This window comes from Faecalimonas umbilicata (assembly GCF_004346095.1).
Taxonomy (GTDB): Bacteria; Bacillota; Clostridia; order Lachnospirales; family Lachnospiraceae; genus Faecalimonas; species Faecalimonas umbilicata.
Window position 1 is genome coordinate 26,934 of the sequence record NZ_SLZV01000012.1, and the last position, 20,180, is coordinate 47,113.

The 20,180-nt window shown below is 44.6% G+C and carries 17 protein-coding genes; 8 read left to right on the forward strand and 9 right to left on the reverse strand.

Annotation, left to right across the window (positions count from 1 at the left end; translation table 11 throughout):
* Positions 1 to 10: 10 nt before the first annotated feature.
* Positions 11 to 1,483 (reverse strand): stage IV sporulation protein A, encoded by a 1,473-nt coding sequence (gene spoIVA / locus EDD74_RS06920; RefSeq protein WP_008976112.1) that lies wholly within the window; start codon positions 1,481 to 1,483, stop codon positions 11 to 13.
* A 141-nt stretch (positions 1,484 to 1,624) separates the two neighbouring features.
* Between spoIVA and EDD74_RS06925 the strand changes: the two genes are divergently transcribed.
* Positions 1,625 to 2,236 carry a formate/nitrite transporter family protein gene (locus EDD74_RS06925; protein WP_008976113.1) on the forward strand — a complete coding sequence of 204 codons (612 nt, stop codon included), beginning with the start codon at positions 1,625 to 1,627 and terminating at the stop codon, positions 2,234 to 2,236.
* A gap of 197 nt (positions 2,237 to 2,433) precedes the next feature.
* On the opposite strand, the gene EDD74_RS06930 is transcribed toward EDD74_RS06925, so the two are convergent.
* The 4 genes from EDD74_RS06930 to EDD74_RS06945 all read right to left on the reverse strand — a co-directional run bounded on the left by EDD74_RS06930 (position 2,434) and on the right by EDD74_RS06945 (position 6,807).
* The gene (locus EDD74_RS06930; RefSeq protein ID WP_008976114.1) at positions 2,434 to 3,447 is read right to left on the reverse strand and encodes an NAD(P)H-dependent glycerol-3-phosphate dehydrogenase; all 1,014 of its coding nucleotides are present in this window, start codon (positions 3,445 to 3,447) and stop codon (positions 2,434 to 2,436) included.
* Between the two features lie 2 nt (positions 3,448 to 3,449).
* Positions 3,450 to 4,097 carry a glycerol-3-phosphate 1-O-acyltransferase PlsY gene (plsY, locus tag EDD74_RS06935; RefSeq protein ID WP_008976115.1) on the reverse strand — a complete coding sequence of 216 codons (648 nt, stop codon included), beginning with the start codon at positions 4,095 to 4,097 and terminating at the stop codon, positions 3,450 to 3,452.
* 2 nt (positions 4,098 to 4,099) lie between these two features.
* The gene (der, locus tag EDD74_RS06940) at positions 4,100 to 5,428 is read right to left on the reverse strand and encodes a ribosome biogenesis GTPase Der (RefSeq protein WP_008976116.1); all 1,329 of its coding nucleotides are present in this window, start codon (positions 5,426 to 5,428) and stop codon (positions 4,100 to 4,102) included.
* Positions 5,429 to 5,490: 62 nt separating this feature from the next.
* The gene (locus EDD74_RS06945; RefSeq protein ID WP_174704851.1) at positions 5,491 to 6,807 is read right to left on the reverse strand and encodes a DUF512 domain-containing protein; all 1,317 of its coding nucleotides are present in this window, start codon (positions 6,805 to 6,807) and stop codon (positions 5,491 to 5,493) included.
* A 224-nt stretch (positions 6,808 to 7,031) separates the two neighbouring features.
* On the opposite strand from EDD74_RS06945, the gene EDD74_RS06950 reads away from it, so the two are divergent.
* On the forward strand, positions 7,032 to 8,204 hold the full coding sequence (locus EDD74_RS06950; RefSeq protein ID WP_008976118.1) for a ribose-phosphate pyrophosphokinase: 1,173 nt from the start codon (positions 7,032 to 7,034) through the stop codon (positions 8,202 to 8,204).
* A 136-nt stretch (positions 8,205 to 8,340) separates the two neighbouring features.
* Here the strand turns inward: EDD74_RS06950 and EDD74_RS06955 are convergent, their stop codons facing one another.
* The 4 genes from EDD74_RS06955 to EDD74_RS06970 form a co-directional block, all read right to left on the reverse strand.
* Positions 8,341 to 9,678 carry a polysaccharide deacetylase family protein gene (locus tag EDD74_RS06955; protein WP_116441864.1) on the reverse strand — a complete coding sequence of 446 codons (1,338 nt, stop codon included), beginning with the start codon at positions 9,676 to 9,678 and terminating at the stop codon, positions 8,341 to 8,343.
* A 164-nt stretch (positions 9,679 to 9,842) separates the two neighbouring features.
* On the reverse strand, positions 9,843 to 10,148 hold the full coding sequence (gene yajC, locus EDD74_RS06960) for a preprotein translocase subunit YajC (RefSeq protein ID WP_008976120.1): 306 nt from the start codon (positions 10,146 to 10,148) through the stop codon (positions 9,843 to 9,845).
* Positions 10,149 to 10,242: 94 nt separating this feature from the next.
* Positions 10,243 to 11,376, reverse strand: coding sequence for a tRNA guanosine(34) transglycosylase Tgt (gene tgt, locus EDD74_RS06965; RefSeq protein ID WP_008976121.1), 1,134 nt, complete (start codon positions 11,374 to 11,376; stop codon positions 10,243 to 10,245).
* Positions 11,377 to 11,393: 17 nt separating this feature from the next.
* Positions 11,394 to 13,298, reverse strand: coding sequence for a L,D-transpeptidase family protein (locus EDD74_RS06970; RefSeq protein ID WP_242990144.1), 1,905 nt, complete (start codon positions 13,296 to 13,298; stop codon positions 11,394 to 11,396).
* A gap of 117 nt (positions 13,299 to 13,415) precedes the next feature.
* Here EDD74_RS06970 and aroC point away from each other — a divergent pair, with 117 nt between their 5' ends.
* The 6 genes from aroC (at position 13,416) to EDD74_RS07000 (ending at position 20,111) form a co-directional block, all read left to right on the forward strand.
* Positions 13,416 to 14,516, forward strand: a complete 1,101-nt coding sequence (aroC, locus tag EDD74_RS06975; protein WP_116441862.1) for a chorismate synthase — start codon at positions 13,416 to 13,418, stop codon at positions 14,514 to 14,516.
* A gap of 344 nt (positions 14,517 to 14,860) precedes the next feature.
* Positions 14,861 to 15,400, forward strand: a complete 540-nt coding sequence (locus EDD74_RS06980; protein WP_016440220.1) for a helix-turn-helix domain-containing protein — start codon at positions 14,861 to 14,863, stop codon at positions 15,398 to 15,400.
* Positions 15,401 to 15,462: 62 nt separating this feature from the next.
* Positions 15,463 to 16,536, forward strand: a complete 1,074-nt coding sequence (locus EDD74_RS06985; RefSeq protein WP_008976125.1) for an ABC transporter ATP-binding protein — start codon at positions 15,463 to 15,465, stop codon at positions 16,534 to 16,536.
* Positions 16,508 to 17,341 (forward strand): ABC transporter permease, encoded by an 834-nt coding sequence (locus EDD74_RS06990; protein ID WP_008976126.1) that lies wholly within the window; start codon positions 16,508 to 16,510, stop codon positions 17,339 to 17,341. Before EDD74_RS06985 ends, EDD74_RS06990 begins: the two co-directional genes overlap by 29 nt.
* Positions 17,338 to 19,215, forward strand: a complete 1,878-nt coding sequence (locus EDD74_RS06995; RefSeq protein WP_116441861.1) for an extracellular solute-binding protein — start codon at positions 17,338 to 17,340, stop codon at positions 19,213 to 19,215. The genes EDD74_RS06990 and EDD74_RS06995 overlap by 4 nt, the downstream gene beginning before the upstream one ends.
* Positions 19,215 to 20,111: an RluA family pseudouridine synthase gene (locus EDD74_RS07000; protein ID WP_116441860.1), complete on the forward strand. Its 897-nt coding sequence runs from the start codon at positions 19,215 to 19,217 to the stop codon at positions 20,109 to 20,111. The genes EDD74_RS06995 and EDD74_RS07000 overlap by 1 nt, the downstream gene beginning before the upstream one ends.
* Positions 20,112 to 20,180: the final 69 nt, after the last annotated feature.

A 20,180-nucleotide genomic window follows, 5' to 3' on the forward strand; every position in this document is an offset into this window, starting at 1 on the left:
AATCAATGTGTCAAATAATAATACAAACCATTCCCCCATTGCTGTCATTGACAATCTTCTGCATGGAATCCTGAAGCTTCACTTGACTTTCGTCGGTGATTTTTGTAATCTTCCCACGGATTCCATCTGTGACAAGTTCCTCGATCGATTTGCCGAAAATATTTGTATTCCAAATTCCCTCTGCTGATGCGCTCGTCTCATTGATATAGCGCACAAGATCCTCTGCCTGTTTCTCACTTCCTACGATTGGTGCAATCTCTGTCTCGATATTTGCACGGATCATATGGATGGACGGCGCTTCTGAATGAATCTTTACGCCAAACTTACTGCCCTGTTTGATGATAACTGGTTCTTCCAGATGGATTTCCTCCCTCTTCGGTGTGACAACCCCATATCCTTTGAGGCGCACAGCATCCATCGCGTCTTTGACCTGCTCATACTCTTCTTTCATTTGGGCAAGTTTTTTCATCGTTCCAATCAACTCATATTCTCCGCCGATCTTCGTTCCAGTCAGCTCACTGAGCAGTTCATAATAAAATGTCTCTGCCAGTTCCATCCGAATCTTCACTTTTCCGGTATCCATCTGAATCTCATCAATCTTGACCTCTTCAATGTAAGGACTATCAATCTTTGGCAGTCCGTCCGCTGCATTCCGGATTGTCTGAAGCCCGGCCATGATTTCTTTTACATGTACGAGCAGATCTGCCTTGATCTTATGATCCATCGGCAGCATCTCCACCCATTTTGGTATGTAAAATTCCACCTCTGCAATTGGAAATTCAAATAAAATCTGTCGGATAATATGATGGATGTCATCTTCCCGAAGCTGTTCGCAATTGACCGGAAGTGCACTGACTCCATATTTTTCTTCAATAGATGCAGCAAGCTTTTTTGTCTCTTCACTATATGGCTTCTGTGTATTGACAAGCACAATGAACGGTTTCCCGATCGACTGCAGCTCTCGAATCGTCTTTTCCTCCGGTGCAACGTAACTCTCCCGCTTTAGCTCCCCAAAACTCCCATCCGCCGTTACTACAATCCCGATCGTTGCATGTTCATGGATCACCTTCTTTGTTCCGATGGTCGCAGCTTGTGTAAATGGGATTTCATGGTCAAACCATGGTGTCTTCACCTGCCGCTCCGCATCATTTTCCATATACCCGGTTGCCCCCTCCGCCATATAGCCGACACAGTCGATCAGTCTCACTTTTGCCTTCACATCCTGTGAAAGCTGGATCTCTGCCGCCTCCTTCGGGACAAATTTCGGCTCTGTTGTCATAATCGTCTTCCCTGATGCAGACTGTGGCAGTTCATCTCTCGTCCTCGCCCGACTGTTTGCATCGGTCATATTCGGCAGTACGAGCAAGTCCATAAATCGTTTGATAAAAGTTGATTTTCCAGTACGCACCGGTCCTACAATGCCCAGATAAATTTCCCCATTTGTCCTTGCCTCAATGTCTTTGTATAAATGAAACGTCTCCATAAGAATACCCCCTTGCTATGCTGATACAATCTATGCAAAAAAAGCCAGTTTTAGAATCTCCGCTATTCTATTTATTTTTTTCTTTTTCCTAAAGCATTTTTATGCTATAATATTGCGGAATAACTACAAACGAGGTGAAACATGAATATTTTGACAACATTAAAAAAATCTATCATCGGAGGATTTCTGATCGGCTTTGGCGGAACTGTCTACTTAAATATGGACAATAAGATCGTCGCTGCATTCCTCTTCGGTCTCGGACTGTTTACGATCATCAATTTCGAGTTGAACTTATATACCGGTAAGATTGGCTATCTCTCAAAAGAGAACTGGAAAGAAATACTTCTGACACTGATTGGTAATTTCATCGGTACCAACCTCTTTGCGTTTCTCGTACTTCAGACACGCCTTGCAGGAAAATTAAAAGAAGCAGTTGCTCCGGCCGTGGAACTAAAATTGTCTGACAATCTGTTAAGCACATTCATCCTTGCGATTTTCTGTGGAATACTGATGTCCATTGCAGTCGGAACCTTTAAAAAGCTTCCAAATATTTTAGGAACTCTGGCCGTCTTTTTGTGCGTGGCAGTCTTTATCCTCGCCGGATTTGAACACTGTGTAGCGAACATGTTCTTCTTCGCACTCTCAAGTTCTCCGGCAGACTATCTTCTGACACTGCTCGTGGCAATTGCCGGAAACAGTCTTGGCGGAATCGCATTCTACAGACTGACAAAGATAAAAGAAGCTGAAGCCTAAATAAGTTGATCGCACCTGTGACCGGGCTTTCCCTGATCAGGTCATCCCTATATCCGGTACAACGAAAAACTCCTTCTCGTCAAGAAATGAATTGCTTTTCATTTTCTTTTGACGAAAAGGAGTTTTATTTTATTCAGGATTCCACTGCTGACTAAAAACAGTTTGAAATCCTTTTTCTCTTTCAATATTCAAATATCTTATGCTTCCCACGGCAGATCCGAATGTTCTGTCTTTCCATCTCGGAGCATCAGTTCTTTTACCGCCTCTGCCGCGCTCTTTCCTTCAAAGAGAACTGCATTGACCTGCTCAATGATCGGCATCTGCACTTCATATTTCTGTGCAAGCTTTACGGCTGCCTTTGTAGAATAGACACCTTCCACAACCATCTGCACTTCATCCATCGCCTGCTGCATCGTCCTTCCCTGACCGATCAGATAACCTGCTTTCCGATTCCGGCTGTGCACACTTGCACAAGTCACAATCAGATCTCCGATTCCGGTCAGTCCGGTGAAGCTCTCGATCTTTCCACCCATCTTCACCCCGAGGCGTGCGATCTCTGCAATTCCTCTCGTGATCAGAGCAGCCTTCGTGTTATCCCCGTATCCAAGTCCATCGGCAATTCCGGCAGCAAGCGCAATGACATTTTTCAGCGAGCCGCCAAGCTCGATCCCGAGAATATCCGGGCTTGTATAGACACGAAAGACTTCATTCATAAACATCTTCTGAAGATATTCGGCAGTCTCTTTTGTACGCGCCCCTACGACACAAGTCGTCGGAAGACATCTTCCGACTTCTTCCGCATGGCTCGGACCGGACAATACCGCCACATCCGCCTGTGGAATTTCCTGCTCAATCTGCTCAGAAAGTGTCATCAGTGTGCTTTCCTCGATTCCCTTTGCCACATTGACGATTTTCTGTCCTTCTTTCACAAACGGAGCCATCTTCTTTGCAGTTGCCCTCGTAAACGGAGAAGGCACCGCAAGCACCATGAAATCCTGATCTGTAATTGCTTCCTGAATCTCATTGGTAAATTTCATCGTCTGCGGAAGTTTCACTCCCGGCAGCTTGCTTTTGTGCTCCCGCTCACGATCAAGCATCTCCACCTCTGCCTGATCGATCGACCATACCGTCACATCATGCCCGTTTTTATCCAACAGTAATGCAAGTGCTGTTCCCCAGCTTCCTGCGCCCAATACTCCAGCTTTTGCCATAATCAGTCCTCCTGTTTCTTCTTTGCACCAAACTTATTTTCCGTTCCATTTAACAGTCTTTTGATATTTGCCCTATGCTTATAAAATGCAGACAACATTAAAAAGACTGCGATCGCATACATCTCATACAGATGTGCCTGAGAAAGTCCAAATCCTCCGCGCTGTCCATATACAACAACCTCTACAACAAACAGCACAACAATTGTAAGAGATCCCAGAGAAACATATCTGGTAATTCCGACGATTACCCAGAAAACGATTGCCGCGATCAGCATCATCATCGGATTTGTCGCAAAAATCAACCCTGCGGTCGCCGCAATCCCCTTTCCGCCCTTAAATTTTAAATAGAACGGATAGTTATGTCCGAGCACAGCGCCCATTCCTGCATACATGGAAAGAAGTGCTAATTCCTCCGGGTAAGCCTGACTATAAAGTATATGTACGATCCACACTGCCAGCACACATTTTAAAAAATCTCCGAGAAACGTGATCATTCCCGCTTTCCATCCTAATGTCCGCAGTGTGTTTGTCGTTCCGGCGTTACCGCTTCCATGCTGCCTGATGTCAATATGTTTCCATTTTCCATAGAGATACCCCGTCTGCAACAGCCCGCAGACATATCCTATGATCACACAGACCAAACGTTCCATAATTATCGGTCTTTCTCCTTTCTCTCGCGGATAAAGAATTTTAACGAGGTTCCCTTAAATCCAAACGCCTCGCGGATCTTATTTTCCAGATAGCGTGTGTAAGAGAAGTGCATCAGTTCCTTATCGTTGACAAAAATGACGAAGGTCGGCGGCTTTACTGCCACCTGCGTAATATAGTAAAGTTTTAGTCTCTTTCCTTTATCTGACGGCGGCTGCTGCATCGCAACGGCTTCCATCATAATCTCATTGAGTACTCCGGTCGAAATACGAAGTGTCTGATTCTCCAATACCATATCGATCATATCGAACAGTTTTGGAAGGCGCTGCCCCGTCTTCGCAGACACATACATGATCTCTGCATACGGCATGTATGACAATACCTGACGGACATTCTTTTCATACTCATACATCGTCTTGTCATTTTTCTCAATGGCATCCCATTTATTTACAATAATAATCACACCTTTGCCGCGCTCATGAGCGATTCCGGCAATCTTGGCATCCTGCTCTGTGACACCTTCCACCGCATCGATCACAACTAAGACGACGTCTGCCCGCTCCACAGCTGTCACCGTACGGATAATACTGTATCGTTCCAGTTCTTCTTTGATTTTATTCTTTCTACGAAGTCCTGCTGTGTCGATGAAGACATATTCTTTTCCATTCCATGTAATCTCTGTGTCGATGGCATCTCTTGTCGTTCCTGCAATATTGGAAACGATCACACGGTTCTCTCCGACCAGCTTATTGATGATCGAAGATTTTCCTACATTCGGCTTTCCGACAATCGCGATCCGAGGTCTCTCATCCTCTTCTTCCTCTGCAGAATGCTCCGGAAAATGTGCAGCGACTGCATCTAGCATATCTCCCAGTCCAAGTCTTGAGGATGCAGAAATCGGGATTGGATCTCCGATTCCCAGATTGTAAAATTCATACACATCTGCCATCAGCTTCTGGAAGCTATCCACCTTATTGACAACTAATACGACCGGCTTTCCAGAACGGCGCAGCATATCTGCCACTTTGGAATCCGAATCCTGAAGTCCTTGTCTGACATCCGTAATAAAGATGATCACATCCGCAGTATCAATCGCAATCTGTGCCTGCTCTCTCATCTGTGCAAGAATGATATCCTTGCTGTCCGGCTCGATCCCGCCTGTGTCAATCAGTGTAAATTCCCGATCAAGCCATGTTACTTCTGCATAAATTCTGTCCCTTGTGACTCCCGGCGTGTCTTTCACGATGGAAATCATCTCTCCTGCCAGCGCATTGAATAATGTAGATTTCCCTACATTCGGTCTTCCTACGATGGCAACTACTGGTTTACTCATAGTTTCACTCCTATATCTGTCTTATTTTATTATTTTCTTTTGTCTTTGTTCTGACAAGTCACCTATATCTTCTCATCCAGAACTGCTTCGATGAGATCTTGTCCGCTTGATTTTACAATATCTATCTGCACTTGTAAAGCCTCTTTCAGCTGATCTAAGGTAACATCATCAAGAAATACTTCTTCGCCGTTTCTTAACATACAGCACGGCAGAAGCAATCTGCTTCCAAGCGGTCTGCCAGAAAGCTGTGCCTTCAGATCCTGCCCGGTGATCAGTCCCGCTACAGTGATCAGCTCTCCAAAGAAATCATTTCGAATCTCATAGAGATGGACAATCACATTTGGATATTTTGTCTGAAGTGTCTCGATCATTCTTTTTAAATACGGATACGCAAGTTTTCCGGTTGCCAGGGAAATCTCTGTCTCTCTGTCATCCCCGGACAATTGCTCAAATGCCTCCTGAAACTCGTTCTGCAAAAGTCTTGTAGTGCCGACTCCGTTTTCCAGCTGAAGGTAACCGTCGTAACGCTCTTCCTCCGGCATCTCCTCCCCGGCAAGAATGTACCATTCATCTCCTGCATGGATAAAGTGTGTTCCATATTCCTCATAGATTTTCTTCTGCCAGCGGTGAATGATCGCAAGCACTTCCTTCGCCTCTTCTTTTGTAAATGGCTCCAACGGATACAGTCCGTCGCGGAATTTTGTCAATCCAACCGGAACGACCGATACACTCTGCAAATGTGGCAGATATGCCGTCATATCACGAATACTCCGCTCCAGCTCCTCGCCGTCATTGATTCCTTTACAGAGCACGATCTGCCCATTCATCGTGATGCCGCCCTCATAGAGTGTCTGTACCTTCTTCAGTGCATCCCCCGCAAACCGGTTGTGCAGCATCTTACACCGCAGTTCCGGGTTCGTTGTATGAAAGGAAATATTAATCGGCTCCAGATGATACTGTACAATCCGGTCAATATCATGATCACTCATATTTGTCAGCGTGATGTAATTTCCCTGCAGGAAGGAGAGTCTGGAATCATCATCTTTAAAATAAAGTGTCTCTCGCATTCCTTTCGGCATCTGATCAATGAAGCAGAACATACATTTATTTCTGCAGGAACGATACTCGTCCATCAGCCCCTGCTCAAACTCGATGCCCAAATCTTCCTCATAGTCCTTCTCAATCTCCAGCTCCCACTCTTCTCCGTCCGGCTTCTCGATCAGAAGTACAAGTTCTTCGTCATTTACAAGATAATGGTAATCAAAAACATCCTCGATTTCCTTGTCATTGATACTGATCAGGCAGTCCCCCGGCTCCACGCCAAGTTCCCACGCAATACTTCCGTCCTCCACGGAACGGATGATATGTCTATGTTTCATATTGTCTTCTCCTAATTCTACTACTTCCAAACAAATACCGCCTGTATTTCGTCAAAATTTTTACATCTCTTTCGAAACATGCGTTTTCTGCCATATTTGTTTCTGGCTTCCTTTTATCATACTAGATTTTTAAGGAAAAAGCAATTTTTTACACCTCTTTCTTGCCCCACAGATCAAAAAGTGATATAAATGAAATGTCAATAAATTTTTTAACGGAGGCCATTATGCCAAATATTCAATTATTAGAAAAAACTCTTCCGGCGGCACCGCTTCGCATTGCAGCACTGGAAAGCTGTCTGCCGCTGGCGCAAAAAGTCGACGACTACATCGTGACATTCCGGAAAAGTGCACTGGAATCCATGCAGTCTTCTGCACTTTATGCAAACTACAAAAAGGACAGTTACCTTCTGAAAACTTCCTGCCCGCGGTTCGGCTCAGGAGAAGCAAAAGGAATGATCCACGAATCTGTCCGCGGTTCAGATTTATTTGTCATGGTAGATGTGTGCAATTACAGCCTGACTTATTCTGTCAACGGACATTTAAATCACATGTCCCCGGATGACCATTATCAGGATTTGAAACGTATCATTTCCGCAGCTACCGGAAAGGCGCACCGCATCAATGTGATCATGCCATTCCTCTATGAAAGCCGCCAGCATAAGCGCACAAAGCGAGAGTCTCTTGACTGTGCCCTCGGACTGGAAGAACTGATCGATATGGGTGTCAGCAATATTCTCACCTTTGATGCCCACGACCCGCGTGTGCAGAACTCAATCCCACTGAAGGGATTTGACAACTTCAGCCCTGCATATCAGTTCATGAAAGCATTGTTCCGTGCAGAATCCGACTTAAAAGTAGACAAGGATCACCTGATGATCATCAGCCCGGACGAAGGCGCGATGCACCGAGCTGTCTATTTCTCAAACGTGCTCGGCGTAGACATGGGTATGTTCTATAAGAGAAGAGATTACTCTACAGTTGTCAACGGGAAAAATCCGATCGTTGCCCACGAATTCCTCGGAGATGACGTAAGTGGAAAAGACGTGATCATCCTCGACGATATGATTTCTTCCGGAGAAAGTATGTTAGACGTGGCAAAACAGTTAAAAGACCGCCACGCAAACCGCGTATTTATCTGCACAACCTTCGGACTTTTCACAGAAGGATTGGGAAAATTTGATGAATACTATGAGAAAGGGTACATCGATCGCGTGATCACGACAAACCTCACTTACCTGCCTGCAGAGGCTTCTGAAAAGCCATATTTTGTTGTGGCAGATATGAGTAAGTTCCTTGCGTTGATCATTGATTCCCTGAATCACGACATTTCCATCGGTTCCGTATTAAATCCAACCGATAAAATCCACAGACTGTTGGAAACTTATAAAAAAAGATAACAAAAACTGCATCCACCACGATGTATCAAAAGAGGGAGATCACACAAATCAACGTGTATCTCCCTCTTCGTTTTATCTAACTGCCACACTTTTCTCTTTATCAATTATTTTTCATACCCTCACGGAAAGAAGCAGCTTATTGTTGCTGTTCGTTCACCTCTTCGTGGTGATACTCCCCTTCAAATACCTCTTCCTGTGGCTGTACTTTTGCTTCCCCAGACTCTGCGGCTCCCGGTGGGAAGGAATAATACTGATGACCATTCTCCAATACGACTCCTCTTGCCTCGGCAAGTTCACTGACTGTCACAAGCTGATAGCCCTGCTCCACAAGCTTTGGAATCAACTCCAGTGCAGCATCGATCGTCGTGGAATGAATGTCATGCATCAATACGATATCTCCATCTTTCACGGTATTCAGCACACTATCTACCGTCGCTTTTGCATTTTTTGTCTGCCAGTCCAGTGTATCCACGGACCACATAATAAATGGCATTTTCACAGTCTGTTTCAGTGTGTCACTGACTGCCCCATAAGGCGGCCGAAGTGTTGTAGTGCCATTTGCAACAAATCCGTTGATGATTCTGTTCGTACCATCCACCTCGTCTAAAATTCCCGCAGGATCCATCGTAGATAAGTTTGCATGTGTCATCGAATGGTTGGAAAGTTCACATCCCTGCTTTGCCATTCGCTTGATCAGCTCTCCATTGTTCTGTGCGTTCTGCCCAAGCATGAAAAAAGTTGCTCGTGAATTATATTTTTCCAATTGATCCAGCAATTCCCCGGTCCGCTTGCCTGGTCCATCATCAAATGTCAGTGCAAGCATAGGTTTATTCGGATCAATAGAACTCTCTTCGGATTTCAGTTTTCCATCTTTTGCAAATCGATAAGTTTTGACACCTATCCGCAGTTCTCCGGTTACCAGATTTCCTTCCCCGTCAAAATAGTATTTCTCTCCGTCATCTTCTACCCATCCATTTTGCACATAAGTTCCGTCCGGCTGCTGAAACTTCTTCCCGTCCCACTCTCCATATTTATTTTTTACAGTCAACGTACCATCCCGTGTCTCAAAAAATACAGACTGAGACAGTTCCCCTTCTAGTTTCTTCTGCAAATCATCTGAGAGTTTTATTTTGACCGGAAAGGTTCCTTCTTTTGTCCCGTCCGATTCACATTCCAGCGTATAGTCTTTCCCCTCTGTCAGACTTTCCATAAACTGCTGCGCCGTATACTGCTCTTTTTCATCTAACGTAGTCTTCATCGCACCTTCCCCGTGAATATCCACAGAAAACTTTGGAAGTTCACTGTCCTGGTACATCGTCTCTGACTTCGCCTTCATAGAAATCACTGCCAGTCCACTCTTTTCAGAAGCCGCTGCCGTACTGAAAAGTATGACCGACAGCAGGCAAAGAACTACAATGCTGATCAGTTTCTTTTTAACGCGTTCCCGCTTGCGCACGCGCTTTATCTGCCTCATAAATTTTGTACCCCCTAAACTTTTGTAACACTTTTTCTCTTTTCAGTATACACAATTTCCCACCAGACTGCAATCGTATTTCCCGCACATTTCATACGCCTTTTCGAAGCAAAAAATACCTTCCATTCCGGACAGTTTTCCGTCCAAAATGAAAGGTATTCTAATTATTCTTCGTTTACTTTTTCTACTTGAATAATTGCAGATTTCTGCATTGGGATACGACAGTTTCTGTTATTTCCAAACTCTACGATCACATCATCGTCTGTGATATCGATCAGTACACCGTAAAATCCGCTTGTTGTCAATACTGTATCTCCTACTTCCATAGAAGCAACCATCGCCTGAATTCTCTTCTGCTCTTTTCTCTGCGGGCGGAACAGAAAGAACCACATACCTCCGATCAGTACTGCATACACTAAGATAATGGAAAACATTCCACCAGCTCCACCTGACGCTAATAAACCATTCATACTAAATTCCTCCTACTTCTCAATTAAGCACTATTGCTATGATACACAATTTCTGCTGAGACATCAAGTTATTTTTAGAAATTTTATGATTTGTTTATATCTGTCCGCGTGTGAATCCTTCCAGTTTCTGCTTCTTGTATTCTTTATATCTTCCTTCCTCGATCGCTGTGCGGATTTCTTCCATCATATTGTTGTAGAAATACAGATTATGCAGCACGCACAGACGCATACCAAGCATCTCTTTTGCTTTCAGCAAATGGCGGATATAGGCTCTGCTGTATTTGCGGCAGGCCGGACACTGACACCCTTCCTCGATCGGTCTATCATCCAGCTCATATTTTGCATTGAACAGATTCATCTTTCCATGATTCGTGTAAACATGCCCATGTCTTCCATTTCTACTTGGGTAAACACAATCAAAGAAATCAACACCTCTGTCAACCGCCTCAAGAATATTTGCCGGCGTTCCAACTCCCATCAGATAAGTCGGCTTGTCCTGTGGAAGATATGGAACTGTCGCGTCAATGATCCGATACATGTCTTCATGGGATTCTCCCACTGCCAGTCCTCCGAGCGCATAACCATCCAGATCAAGTTCCGCAATCCGTTTCGCATGTTCGATGCGGATATCTTCATAAATACCACCTTGATTGATTCCAAACAGCATCTGTTGCTTGTTGATCGTATCTTCCAGACTATTCAGCCTTGCCATCTCTTTTTTACAGCGCTCCAGCCAGCGCACTGTGCGATCTACCGAATGCTGGATATAGTTGCGGTCTGCCACACTGGACGGACATTCATCAAACGCCATCGCAATCGTGGATGCTAAATTGGACTGGATCTGCATACTCTCCTCTGGTCCCATGAAAATTTTCTTTCCATCAATGTGGGAGTGGAAGTATACGCCTTCCTCTTTGATTTTTCGCAATCCTGCAAGAGAAAAGACCTGAAATCCACCTGAATCTGTCAGAATCGGCTTATCCCACACCATAAATTTATGCAGTCCCCCGAGTTTTTTTACTACTTCATCTCCCGGCCGCACATGTAAATGATACGTGTTGGAAAGCTCTACCTGTGTCTTAATCCCTTGAAGATCTTCTGTGGAGACAGCACCTTTGATCGCTGCTGCTGTTCCCACATTCATAAATACCGGCGTCTCGATCACACCATGTACTGTTTTCAGTCTCCCTCTTTTGGCAAGACCATCTCTTTTTATTAATTGATACATTCTTTTTCTCCTCTGACTTAATAATGACAAATGACCGGAACTCCTGCACTGATCAAGTTCAGCAGCTGCCCCGCCTTATCAATCGGCATATTGATACATCCATGAGAACCGGCACTCTGATACAGACTGCCCCCAAATGCCGGCTGCCAGTCCGCATCGTGGAATCCGACTCCGCTCCATGTAAACTGCATCCAGTATCTTACTTCTTGTTTATAAATTGGTTCTCCTGTCTCCGGATCGTTCTCTCCGACAAGAATAGACGGACTTTCTTTATAAAGTACATCGTAGACCCCTTCTGGTGTTATCCTATCCGGCGTCGGAAGTCCTGATACGATATCTGTCTCCAACACTACATTTCCATTCTGGATATACCACATATGCTGAGTAGATAAGTCCACTTCTGCATACGTATTGCCCCAGTCTGTCGCACCAAATGACGCAGCACGTTTTTCATAGATAGGCTCTCTCTGTACCGGCTTTCCTCCGGCAATATCTGCCTTCAACTGCTCAATCTCTGCCGGCTCATCGATACTCCATCCGTATGTACCGCCAGATACAGTCGCAGCTTTGCCGGTTGGTGTCGTAAAACTTCTCGTCTTTCCTACTGTATCATACCTGGATGCGAGATCCCTTACATATGCAGAAATCCCATCTGTCGTAAATGTGACATTCATATTCTCATCGACTGTAATCCACTCTGCAAGCTTTGCCTTGTCGATTCCTTCCGGAGTCGCTCCCATCTGATAAGTGACTGTTCCTCCGAGGTACGAATTCATCTTATCTCTCGCCGCCACAACTTCAGATGAATCTTCAGTAAATTTCGGCTTAAGATAGCAGCCTTCCTTTTCCAGATCCATCTCATGCTGGAATCCACTGATCTTCTCCTTGATCTTCTGGCGGAAGACTTCCTGATCCAACTGTGTGCCCTCTACCTCTTTTGTAATCACGAATGTATTCCCGTCAAATGTCGGCTTCGCAGATACTGACGGTGTCTGATTCTCCGGCTTCATGCACTGAAGTCCACTGATCAATGCATCTAATGCCGCCTCATCGTACTGGACATCCACTTTCGCCTCTGCGCTTCCCTTTTGGAACAATGCCCGGATCCACAGAAACGCATTCTGATCTTTTACAATCTTCTCCAGTTCTTTTCCTGGAAGATATTCCAGAGAAATATCCTCTCCACTGATCACTTCTGTTCCGCCATCATTTTCCTTTAAGGTAAGTGTATAGCCTTGTACCTGCTTCTCCATATAAGACTCTGCTTCTTTTACTGTCTTACCTGAAAAATCATTTCCGTTGATGGTTGTATTAAAATAAAAATGCTTTGTAAAATAGAAAGCAAATCCAAGGTAAACAAGCGCTGCCGCTCCAAGAACCCCTCCTGCGATAAACAATGCCTTCTTCTTCATCTGCTCTTTCTTCTCGCTGCTTTTGCCATTTTTCTGATGATTCTGCTTTGCTGAATGGCTTCCTGATGAGTTCTTCGCGTTCTGTTTCAGCTGCATCTCAGAAGATCTTCTGCTCTCCTCCCTGTGCTGGGAATTCTTTTTGACAGATTCTTCCTGATGCGTTCTCTTCTGCTCATGCTGCTTCTGTCCATGCTGTTTCTGTAGTTCTTTCCGCGCAAGATTCGTTGCCTTTTGTGTCCGTATCTCTTTTGGAAGTTCAGCCGTAAACTGCGCCTTCTGAAGATCAGATCTTTGGGCACGCGGCCGCGGATTCTTTCTTTTCTTTTCTTTCTTCTCTATCTCTTCTATATTCTCCTCATCCGGACCATCATCCAGACGATAGGAGAAGTATTCGATGTCATCTACACGCCCGTCTGCATGTCTGTTCCCAGATCCTTGGCGTCTTCTCTTATCATTCGTGCCGCCCATATAGTATCTATTTCCTTTCTCTAAACAATATCTAGTAAACATTATAATACGTCCCTTTCTAAAAGTACAGTATAAAATAAGCATTGCCACTTTTTTTAACTTCCTATATAATAATGACAAAAGTTTGTAATATTTTTGTCACGAAAGGAGTTTTTATATATGGCTGGTTCCTATTTTGGAAATTCATTCCGCATCACAACCTGGGGAGAATCCCACGGTCCGGCAATCGGTGTCGTCATCGATGGATGCCCTTCCGGACTTGCACTCTCCGCGAAAGAAATCCAGTGCTTTCTCGACCGCAGAAAGCCTGGTCAAAGCCGCTACACGACACAGCGAAACGAATCGGATCAAGTAGAAATCCTCTCCGGTGTATTTGAAGGACGTACGACCGGAACACCAATTTCATTAATTGTCCGCAATCAAGATCAACGCTCCAAAGATTACGGAAATATCGCTTCCTGCTACCGTCCCGGACATGCCGACTTTACTTTTGACAGCAAGTATGGATTCCGTGACTATCGCGGAGGTGGTCGTTCTTCCGGGCGTGAGACGATCGGCCGTGTCGCTGCCGGTGCTATTGCCTCCAAACTGCTCGCAGAAATGGGGATTACTATCATGGCTTACGCCAAGTCGATCGGACCTGTTACCGTTCCTACATCTGAATATCATCTGACTGAGATTATGGAAAATGCTCTGTATATGCCTAATAATACATATGCCGGACAGGCAGAAATATACTTAAAAGAATGTATGGAAAGACAGGATTCTTCCGGGGGAATCATTGAATGTACCGTTCACGGAATGCCTGCCGGAATCGGTGAGCCTGTTTTTGAAAAGCTCGATGCCTCTCTCGCCAAAGCTGTTATGTCCATTGGTGCTGTCAAGGGCGTGGAGATTGGTGACGGTTTTCAGGCAGCCACTTCTCATGGAAGTATCAACAACGATGCCTTCACCTGCGAAAACGGCTCCATCTCAAAGCTGACAAATCATTCCGGCGGAATCCTCGGAGGAATGAGCGACGGCTCAGACATTGTCCTGCGCGCTGCGTTTAAACCGACACCTTCTATTTCACAAGTACAGCAGACTGTGACAACTACATCTGAGAATATCGATCTTTCGATTCACGGACGCCATGATCCGATCATCGTTCCGCGTGCAGTCGTTGTCGTAGAGTCCATGGTGGCACTCACACTGATCGATCTGTTATTTGCCAACATGAGTTCCAGACTGGATAAGATTCTTTCCTTTTACAAAAGATAAGATCCAAAAGAATCTATAAGCCATTTTTAATAATATTTTTCGTTCGTGTATGATATTCTTTCAGACAATATTGTACGCGAACGTTTTGTCTGTCTTTAGTTTAACAAAATTTTTTTACTTTTCTTTTCATTCTTTCTTAATCTTTTCTGAAATTCTTTTCTAAGTCCCATCACCTGCATAATCTATCAAGGCGGATAACCTTCAACAAAGTCTGTTTTTCTTCATTTTCCGATTGACTATTACCTAAAATAGAGTATAATAATATAGGCACATTTGTTTAGAAATAGTAAACTTTTTGTTTATTTATAATAGTACTTATACGTATGGAAAGGATGTCCGTATATATGAATATAGGCAATAAACTCAGGGAATTGCGCATGGAGAAAGGACTTACGCAGGAAGAACTTGCCGATCGGGCAGAACTTTCGAAGGGATTTATCTCCCAGATAGAAAGAGATCTTACCTCCCCTTCGATTGCAACGCTGGTCGATCTACTGCAATGTCTCGGGACAAATCTGAAAGATTTCTTCTCCGATGACTCCGATGAGCAGATCGTATTTCCTAAAGAAGATTTCTTTGAAAAAACAGACGCGGAACTTCTCAACACCATTGAATGGATCATCCCGAATGCACAGAAGAATATGATGGAACCAATCCGTGTCACCTTACTCCCCGGAGGCTCCACTTACCCAGACAGACCTCACGAGGGAGAGGAATTTGGATATGTCCTTCAAGGAGTGATCCATATCCATCTCGGGCAGCGGGTATACACGGCCAAAAAGGGAGAGACTTTCTATTTTACCCCGAACTGTGAACATTCGATCAGTGCGGGAAAAAAGACTGGTGCAAAATTTATCTGGGTAAGCACACCACCCAGTTTTTAATTATTTCTAATTGTTTTCATGTACAAAACATCTATTTAGCAAAACGAAGGAGGAGTGAGCATATGGCTAACAAATTAATTGATATTGTAAATGTATCAAAATCCTACGGGGACAATCTCGTCCTCGATGAACTCAACTTATATATCAGGGAGAATGAATTTCTGACACTGCTCGGACCGAGTGGATGCGGGAAGACAACTCTGCTCCGCATCCTGGGCGGATTTGAGAGCTGTGATTCCGGACACATTATTTTCGACGGAAAAAATATCAATAATGTCCCGCCAAATAAGCGACAGCTAAACACAGTCTTCCAGAAATATGCTCTGTTTTCCCACATGTCCATTGCAGAAAATATTGCATTTGGACTGAAGATCAAAGGGAAATCAAAAGCATATATCAATGATAAAATCCGCTATGCGCTAAAGCTTGTCAACCTCGATGGTTACGAGAACCGTACTCCGGACTCTCTAAGCGGCGGACAGCAGCAGCGGATCGCTATCGCCCGCGCGATCGTCAATGAGCCAAAAGTGCTCCTGCTCGACGAACCTTTAGGCGCTCTCGACTTGAAATTGAGACAGGATATGCAGTATGAGCTGATCCGTTTGAAAAACGAACTCGGAATTACATTTATCTATGTCACTCACGACCAGGAGGAAGCGCTCACAATGTCCGACACCATCGTCGTGATGAATCAGGGATATATCCAGCAGATCGGTACGCCGGAAGATATCTACAACGAACCGGAAAATGCATTTGTCGCTGACTTCATTGGGGAAAGCAATATTCTTCCGGCTGTCATGGTCGAAGATAAACTGGTAAAAATTCTCGGCGTCAATTTCCCATGTGTCGATGTAGGATTTGGCAAAAACAAACCCGTCGATGCTGTGATCCGCCCGGAAGATATTGATCTTGTAAAACCAGAAGAAGGACTTCTCGAGGGAGTCGTGACACACCTGATCTTCAAAGGCGTTCACTATGAGATGGAAGTTTCCGCAAATAACTTTGACTGGCTTGTACATAGTACAGACATGGTTCCGGTCGGCACGACTGTTGGAATCAAAGTAGATCCATTTGATATCCAGATTATGAAAAAGCCAGAATCTGAAGATGAGGAGGCGGTTCCAGTTGAAGAGTAAAAAATTACTTGCCGGACCGTACTTATTCTGGTCGGTATCTTTTATCATCATCCCGCTTCTGATGATCTTCTATTATGGGCTGACAGATCAGGATGGTGCCTTTACCTTTGCAAACCTTGCAAAGATTACAACACCGGAGAACTTAAAAGCGCTCGGACTTGCGCTTCTTTTGTCTCTGATCAGTACTTTGATCTGCCTTGTCATGGCATATCCACTGGCGATGATCCTCGCCTCCATGAATGTCAACCAGACAAGCTTTATTGTATTGATCTTCATCCTTCCGATGTGGATGAATTTTTTGCTCCGCACGCTCGCATGGCAGACTTTATTAGAAAAGAATGGTGTGATCAACAGTATTCTGTCGTTTTTCCACCTGCCACAGCTTGCGATCATCAACACACCTTATGCGATCATTCTTGGTATGGTCTATAACTTTTTGCCATTTATGGTACTTCCGATCTACAACGTGCTCGTAAAGATTGACAAAGATGTGATCAATGCCGCACGAGATCTCGGCGCAAACAACCGTCAGACCTTCTTTAAAATCATACTGCCATTGACCGTTCCGGGAATCATCAGCGGAATTACCATGGTATTTGTTCCGGCACTCACAACCTTCGTCATCTCCGATCTTCTTGGTGGAAGTAAAATCCTTCTGATTGGAAATGTCATCGAGCAGGAATTTAAACAAGGAAGCAACTGGCATGTCGGCTCCGGACTTTCACTCGTGCTGATGATCTTCATTATTTTAAGTATGGCTCTCATCGCCAAATATGATAAAGACGGGGAGGGAACTGCATTTTGATTAAAAATACATTACAGAAAATCTACCTGGGGCTTATTTTCATTTTACTTTATGCCCCAATCATCACCCTTGTCGTGCTGTCTTTCAACAATTCCAAGACACGCGCCAAATGGGGGGGCTTTACCGGAAAATGGTACGTTGCCCTTTTTCAGAATGAGCAGATTATGAATGCGCTCTACACAACATTGATCATCGCCCTTCTTTCGGCGCTGATTGCCACACTCATCGGAACCGCCGCCGCGATCGGCATTCAGGCAATGCGAAAAAGAGTCCGTACAGCGATGATGGCTGTCACCAATATCCCGATGCTAAATGCAGATATCGTGACTGGAATTTCCTTAATGCTCTTATTTATCGCATTCCGCTTTTCACTTGGATTTGCAACGATCCTCATGGCACACATTACGTTCAACATTCCTTATGTCATCTTAAGTGTCATGCCAAAATTAAAGCAGACAAACCGTCGGACTTATGAAGCTGCACTGGATCTTGGAGCCTCTCCGATCTATGCATTTTTCAAAGTGGTTTTCCCGGATATCCTTCCAGGTGTCTTCTCGGGATTTCTGCTTGCCTTTACGATGTCCCTTGATGATTTTGTCATCACTCACTTTACAAAAGGACCAGGCGTAGACACACTGTCCACAAAAATTTACAGTGAAGTTCGAAAAGGGATCAAACCGGAGATGTATGCGCTTTCGACCTTGTTGTTTGTATCCGTGCTAATCTTGCTGATTCTCGTCAATGTTTCTCCTTCTTCCAAAGAAGGCAGTACTAGAAAATATGTCAGCAAAAAAAGTAAAGCTGCCCGCTTTGTATTCCGGCGCCTCGTTCCTGCAGTTATGGCAATCGTGATCATCGCCGGAGGATTTTTCTACGGTTCAAAGAGATCCGTCAGTGGTGATAATCAGGTAATTGTCTACAACTGGGGAGAATACCTTGACCCGGAAGTAATCACTATATTTGAGGAAGAAACCGGCATCTCGGTTGTCTATGAAGAATACGAAACAAACGAAATCATGTATCCAAAAGTGCAGTCCGGCGCCATCGCCTACGATGTTGTCTGCCCATCCGACTATATGATCCAGCGCATGATCGAGAATGACTTGCTCGCAGAAATTAATTTTGATCATATTCCAAATATAAAAAACATTGGCACACAGTATATGGAGCAATCCCGCCAGTTTGATGCAGAAAATAAATATTCTGTTCCGTACTGCTGGGGTACTGTCGGAATCCTCTATAACAAAAAAATGGTTGAGGAACCGATCGACAGCTGGTCTGTCCTCTGGGACGAAACATACAAAGACAATATTTTAATGCAGGACAGTGTCCGCGATGCATTTGCTGTTGCTCTGAAATACCTTGGATATTCTTTAAACTCCACAGACCTAGATGAGCTTGAAGCTGCAAAAGCACTGTTGATCGAACAGAAACCGCTTGTGCAGGCATATGTAATTGACCAGGTCCGCGATAAAATGATCGGAAACGAAGCCGCCATTGGTGTTATCTATTCCGGAGAGGCTATTTATACCCAGCTGGAAAATCCGGATCTGGAATATGTGATTCCAAAAGAGGGCTCCAACGTATGGATCGACTCCTGGGTCATTCCAAAAAATGCAAAGCACAAAGAAAATGCAGAGGCATTTATCAACTTCCTCTGCCGTCCAGACATCGCCAAGATGAACTTTGACTACATCACTTACTCAACACCTAACATAGAAGCAAGAAAACTGATCGAAGATCCTGCAATCCGCAACAGCACTATCGCATTTCCGGATGCTTCTGAATTAGAACGGTGTGAGACATTCCAGTTCCTCGGCGACGAGAACGATGTGCTATACAATGAATTATGGAGGGAGATTAAATCAAAATAATGAAACGGACATTTACCTATCCGATCCATCATGAAATGGCCGGCATGACGATCCAGTCTTTCCTAAAGCAACAGCAGTATTCCAGTCAGGTGATCACGCATTTAAAGCGGACACCTGACGGCATCTGCCGAAACGGTGTCTGGGCACGGGTACACGAAGTGCTACAAAGTGGAGATCTTCTTACGATTTCCATCGTGGAAGAAACTTCCTCAGAGCACATCGTTCCCGTGCCTCTTCCATTTCCAATCGTATACGAGGACGAAGATCTGCTTGTGATCAATAAGCCTTCCGGCATGCCGATTCATCCTTCTCAGGGAAATTATGAGAATACGCTCGCCAATGCTGCTGCTTACTACTTTGCTTCTCAGAACATTCCTTTCACCTACCGCTGTATCAACCGCTTAGACCGGGATACTACCGGGCTTCTGATCATTGCCAAACATATGTACAGCGCTTCTCTTTTGTCCAATATGGTCGCCAGACGAGAGATTCATCGAGAATATCTTGCCGCTGCCACCGGTCTTGTCGAAGAGTCTGGGATGATTGAAGCACCGATTGGGCGGGCAAACGGTTCTACCATCGAGCGCTGTGTCGACTTTGCGCACGGTGATTATGCCTGCACCCATTTTCACCGGCTTGCTTATCAAAATGGGTACTCTCTCGTTTCTCTCAAACTAGAGACCGGGCGCACCCACCAGATCCGTGTTCATATGAAATATATTGGGCATCCGCTTCCGGGAGATTTTCTCTACCATCCAGAGGATCACTGTATAGACCGTCAGGCACTGCACTCTTACCGACTCTCCTTTATCCATCCAATCACAAAACAGTCACTGACCTTCACAGCACCTCTGCCAGAAGATATGCAGGCAATTTTTCAAAAGGTCACAACGTAAAAATGAGCGTGACGTAAAATAGATTTCTTATGAAATCCCTTGTTTTACGCCACGCTCATTTACTATAGT

Coding starts and splice junctions, on each gene's coding strand:
- EDD74_RS06930 (WP_008976114.1), bottom strand. CDS start 3,447: ATGGCAAAAGCTGGAGTATTGGGCGCAGGAAGCTGGGGAACAGCACTT.
- EDD74_RS06955 (WP_116441864.1), bottom strand. CDS start 9,678: ATGAGGCAGATAAAGCGCGTGCGCAAGCGGGAACGCGTTAAAAAGAAA.
- EDD74_RS06980 (WP_016440220.1), top strand. CDS start 14,861: ATGAATATAGGCAATAAACTCAGGGAATTGCGCATGGAGAAAGGACTT.
- EDD74_RS06990 (WP_008976126.1), top strand. CDS start 16,508: ATGAGGAGGCGGTTCCAGTTGAAGAGTAAAAAATTACTTGCCGGACCG.
- der (WP_008976116.1), bottom strand. CDS start 5,428: ATGAGTAAACCAGTAGTTGCCATCGTAGGAAGACCGAATGTAGGGAAA.
- plsY (WP_008976115.1), bottom strand. CDS start 4,097: ATGGAACGTTTGGTCTGTGTGATCATAGGATATGTCTGCGGGCTGTTG.
- EDD74_RS06950 (WP_008976118.1), top strand. CDS start 7,032: ATGCCAAATATTCAATTATTAGAAAAAACTCTTCCGGCGGCACCGCTT.
- EDD74_RS06925 (WP_008976113.1), top strand. CDS start 1,625: ATGAATATTTTGACAACATTAAAAAAATCTATCATCGGAGGATTTCTG.
- EDD74_RS06945 (WP_174704851.1), bottom strand. CDS start 6,807: ATGAAACATAGACATATCATCCGTTCCGTGGAGGACGGAAGTATTGCG.
- spoIVA (WP_008976112.1), bottom strand. CDS start 1,483: ATGGAGACGTTTCATTTATACAAAGACATTGAGGCAAGGACAAATGGG.
- EDD74_RS06985 (WP_008976125.1), top strand. CDS start 15,463: ATGGCTAACAAATTAATTGATATTGTAAATGTATCAAAATCCTACGGG.
- yajC (WP_008976120.1), bottom strand. CDS start 10,148: ATGAATGGTTTATTAGCGTCAGGTGGAGCTGGTGGAATGTTTTCCATT.
- tgt (WP_008976121.1), bottom strand. CDS start 11,376: ATGTATCAATTAATAAAAAGAGATGGTCTTGCCAAAAGAGGGAGACTG.
- aroC (WP_116441862.1), top strand. CDS start 13,416: ATGGCTGGTTCCTATTTTGGAAATTCATTCCGCATCACAACCTGGGGA.
- EDD74_RS07000 (WP_116441860.1), top strand. CDS start 19,215: ATGAAACGGACATTTACCTATCCGATCCATCATGAAATGGCCGGCATG.
- EDD74_RS06970 (WP_242990144.1), bottom strand. CDS start 13,298: ATGTTTACTAGATATTGTTTAGAGAAAGGAAATAGATACTATATGGGC.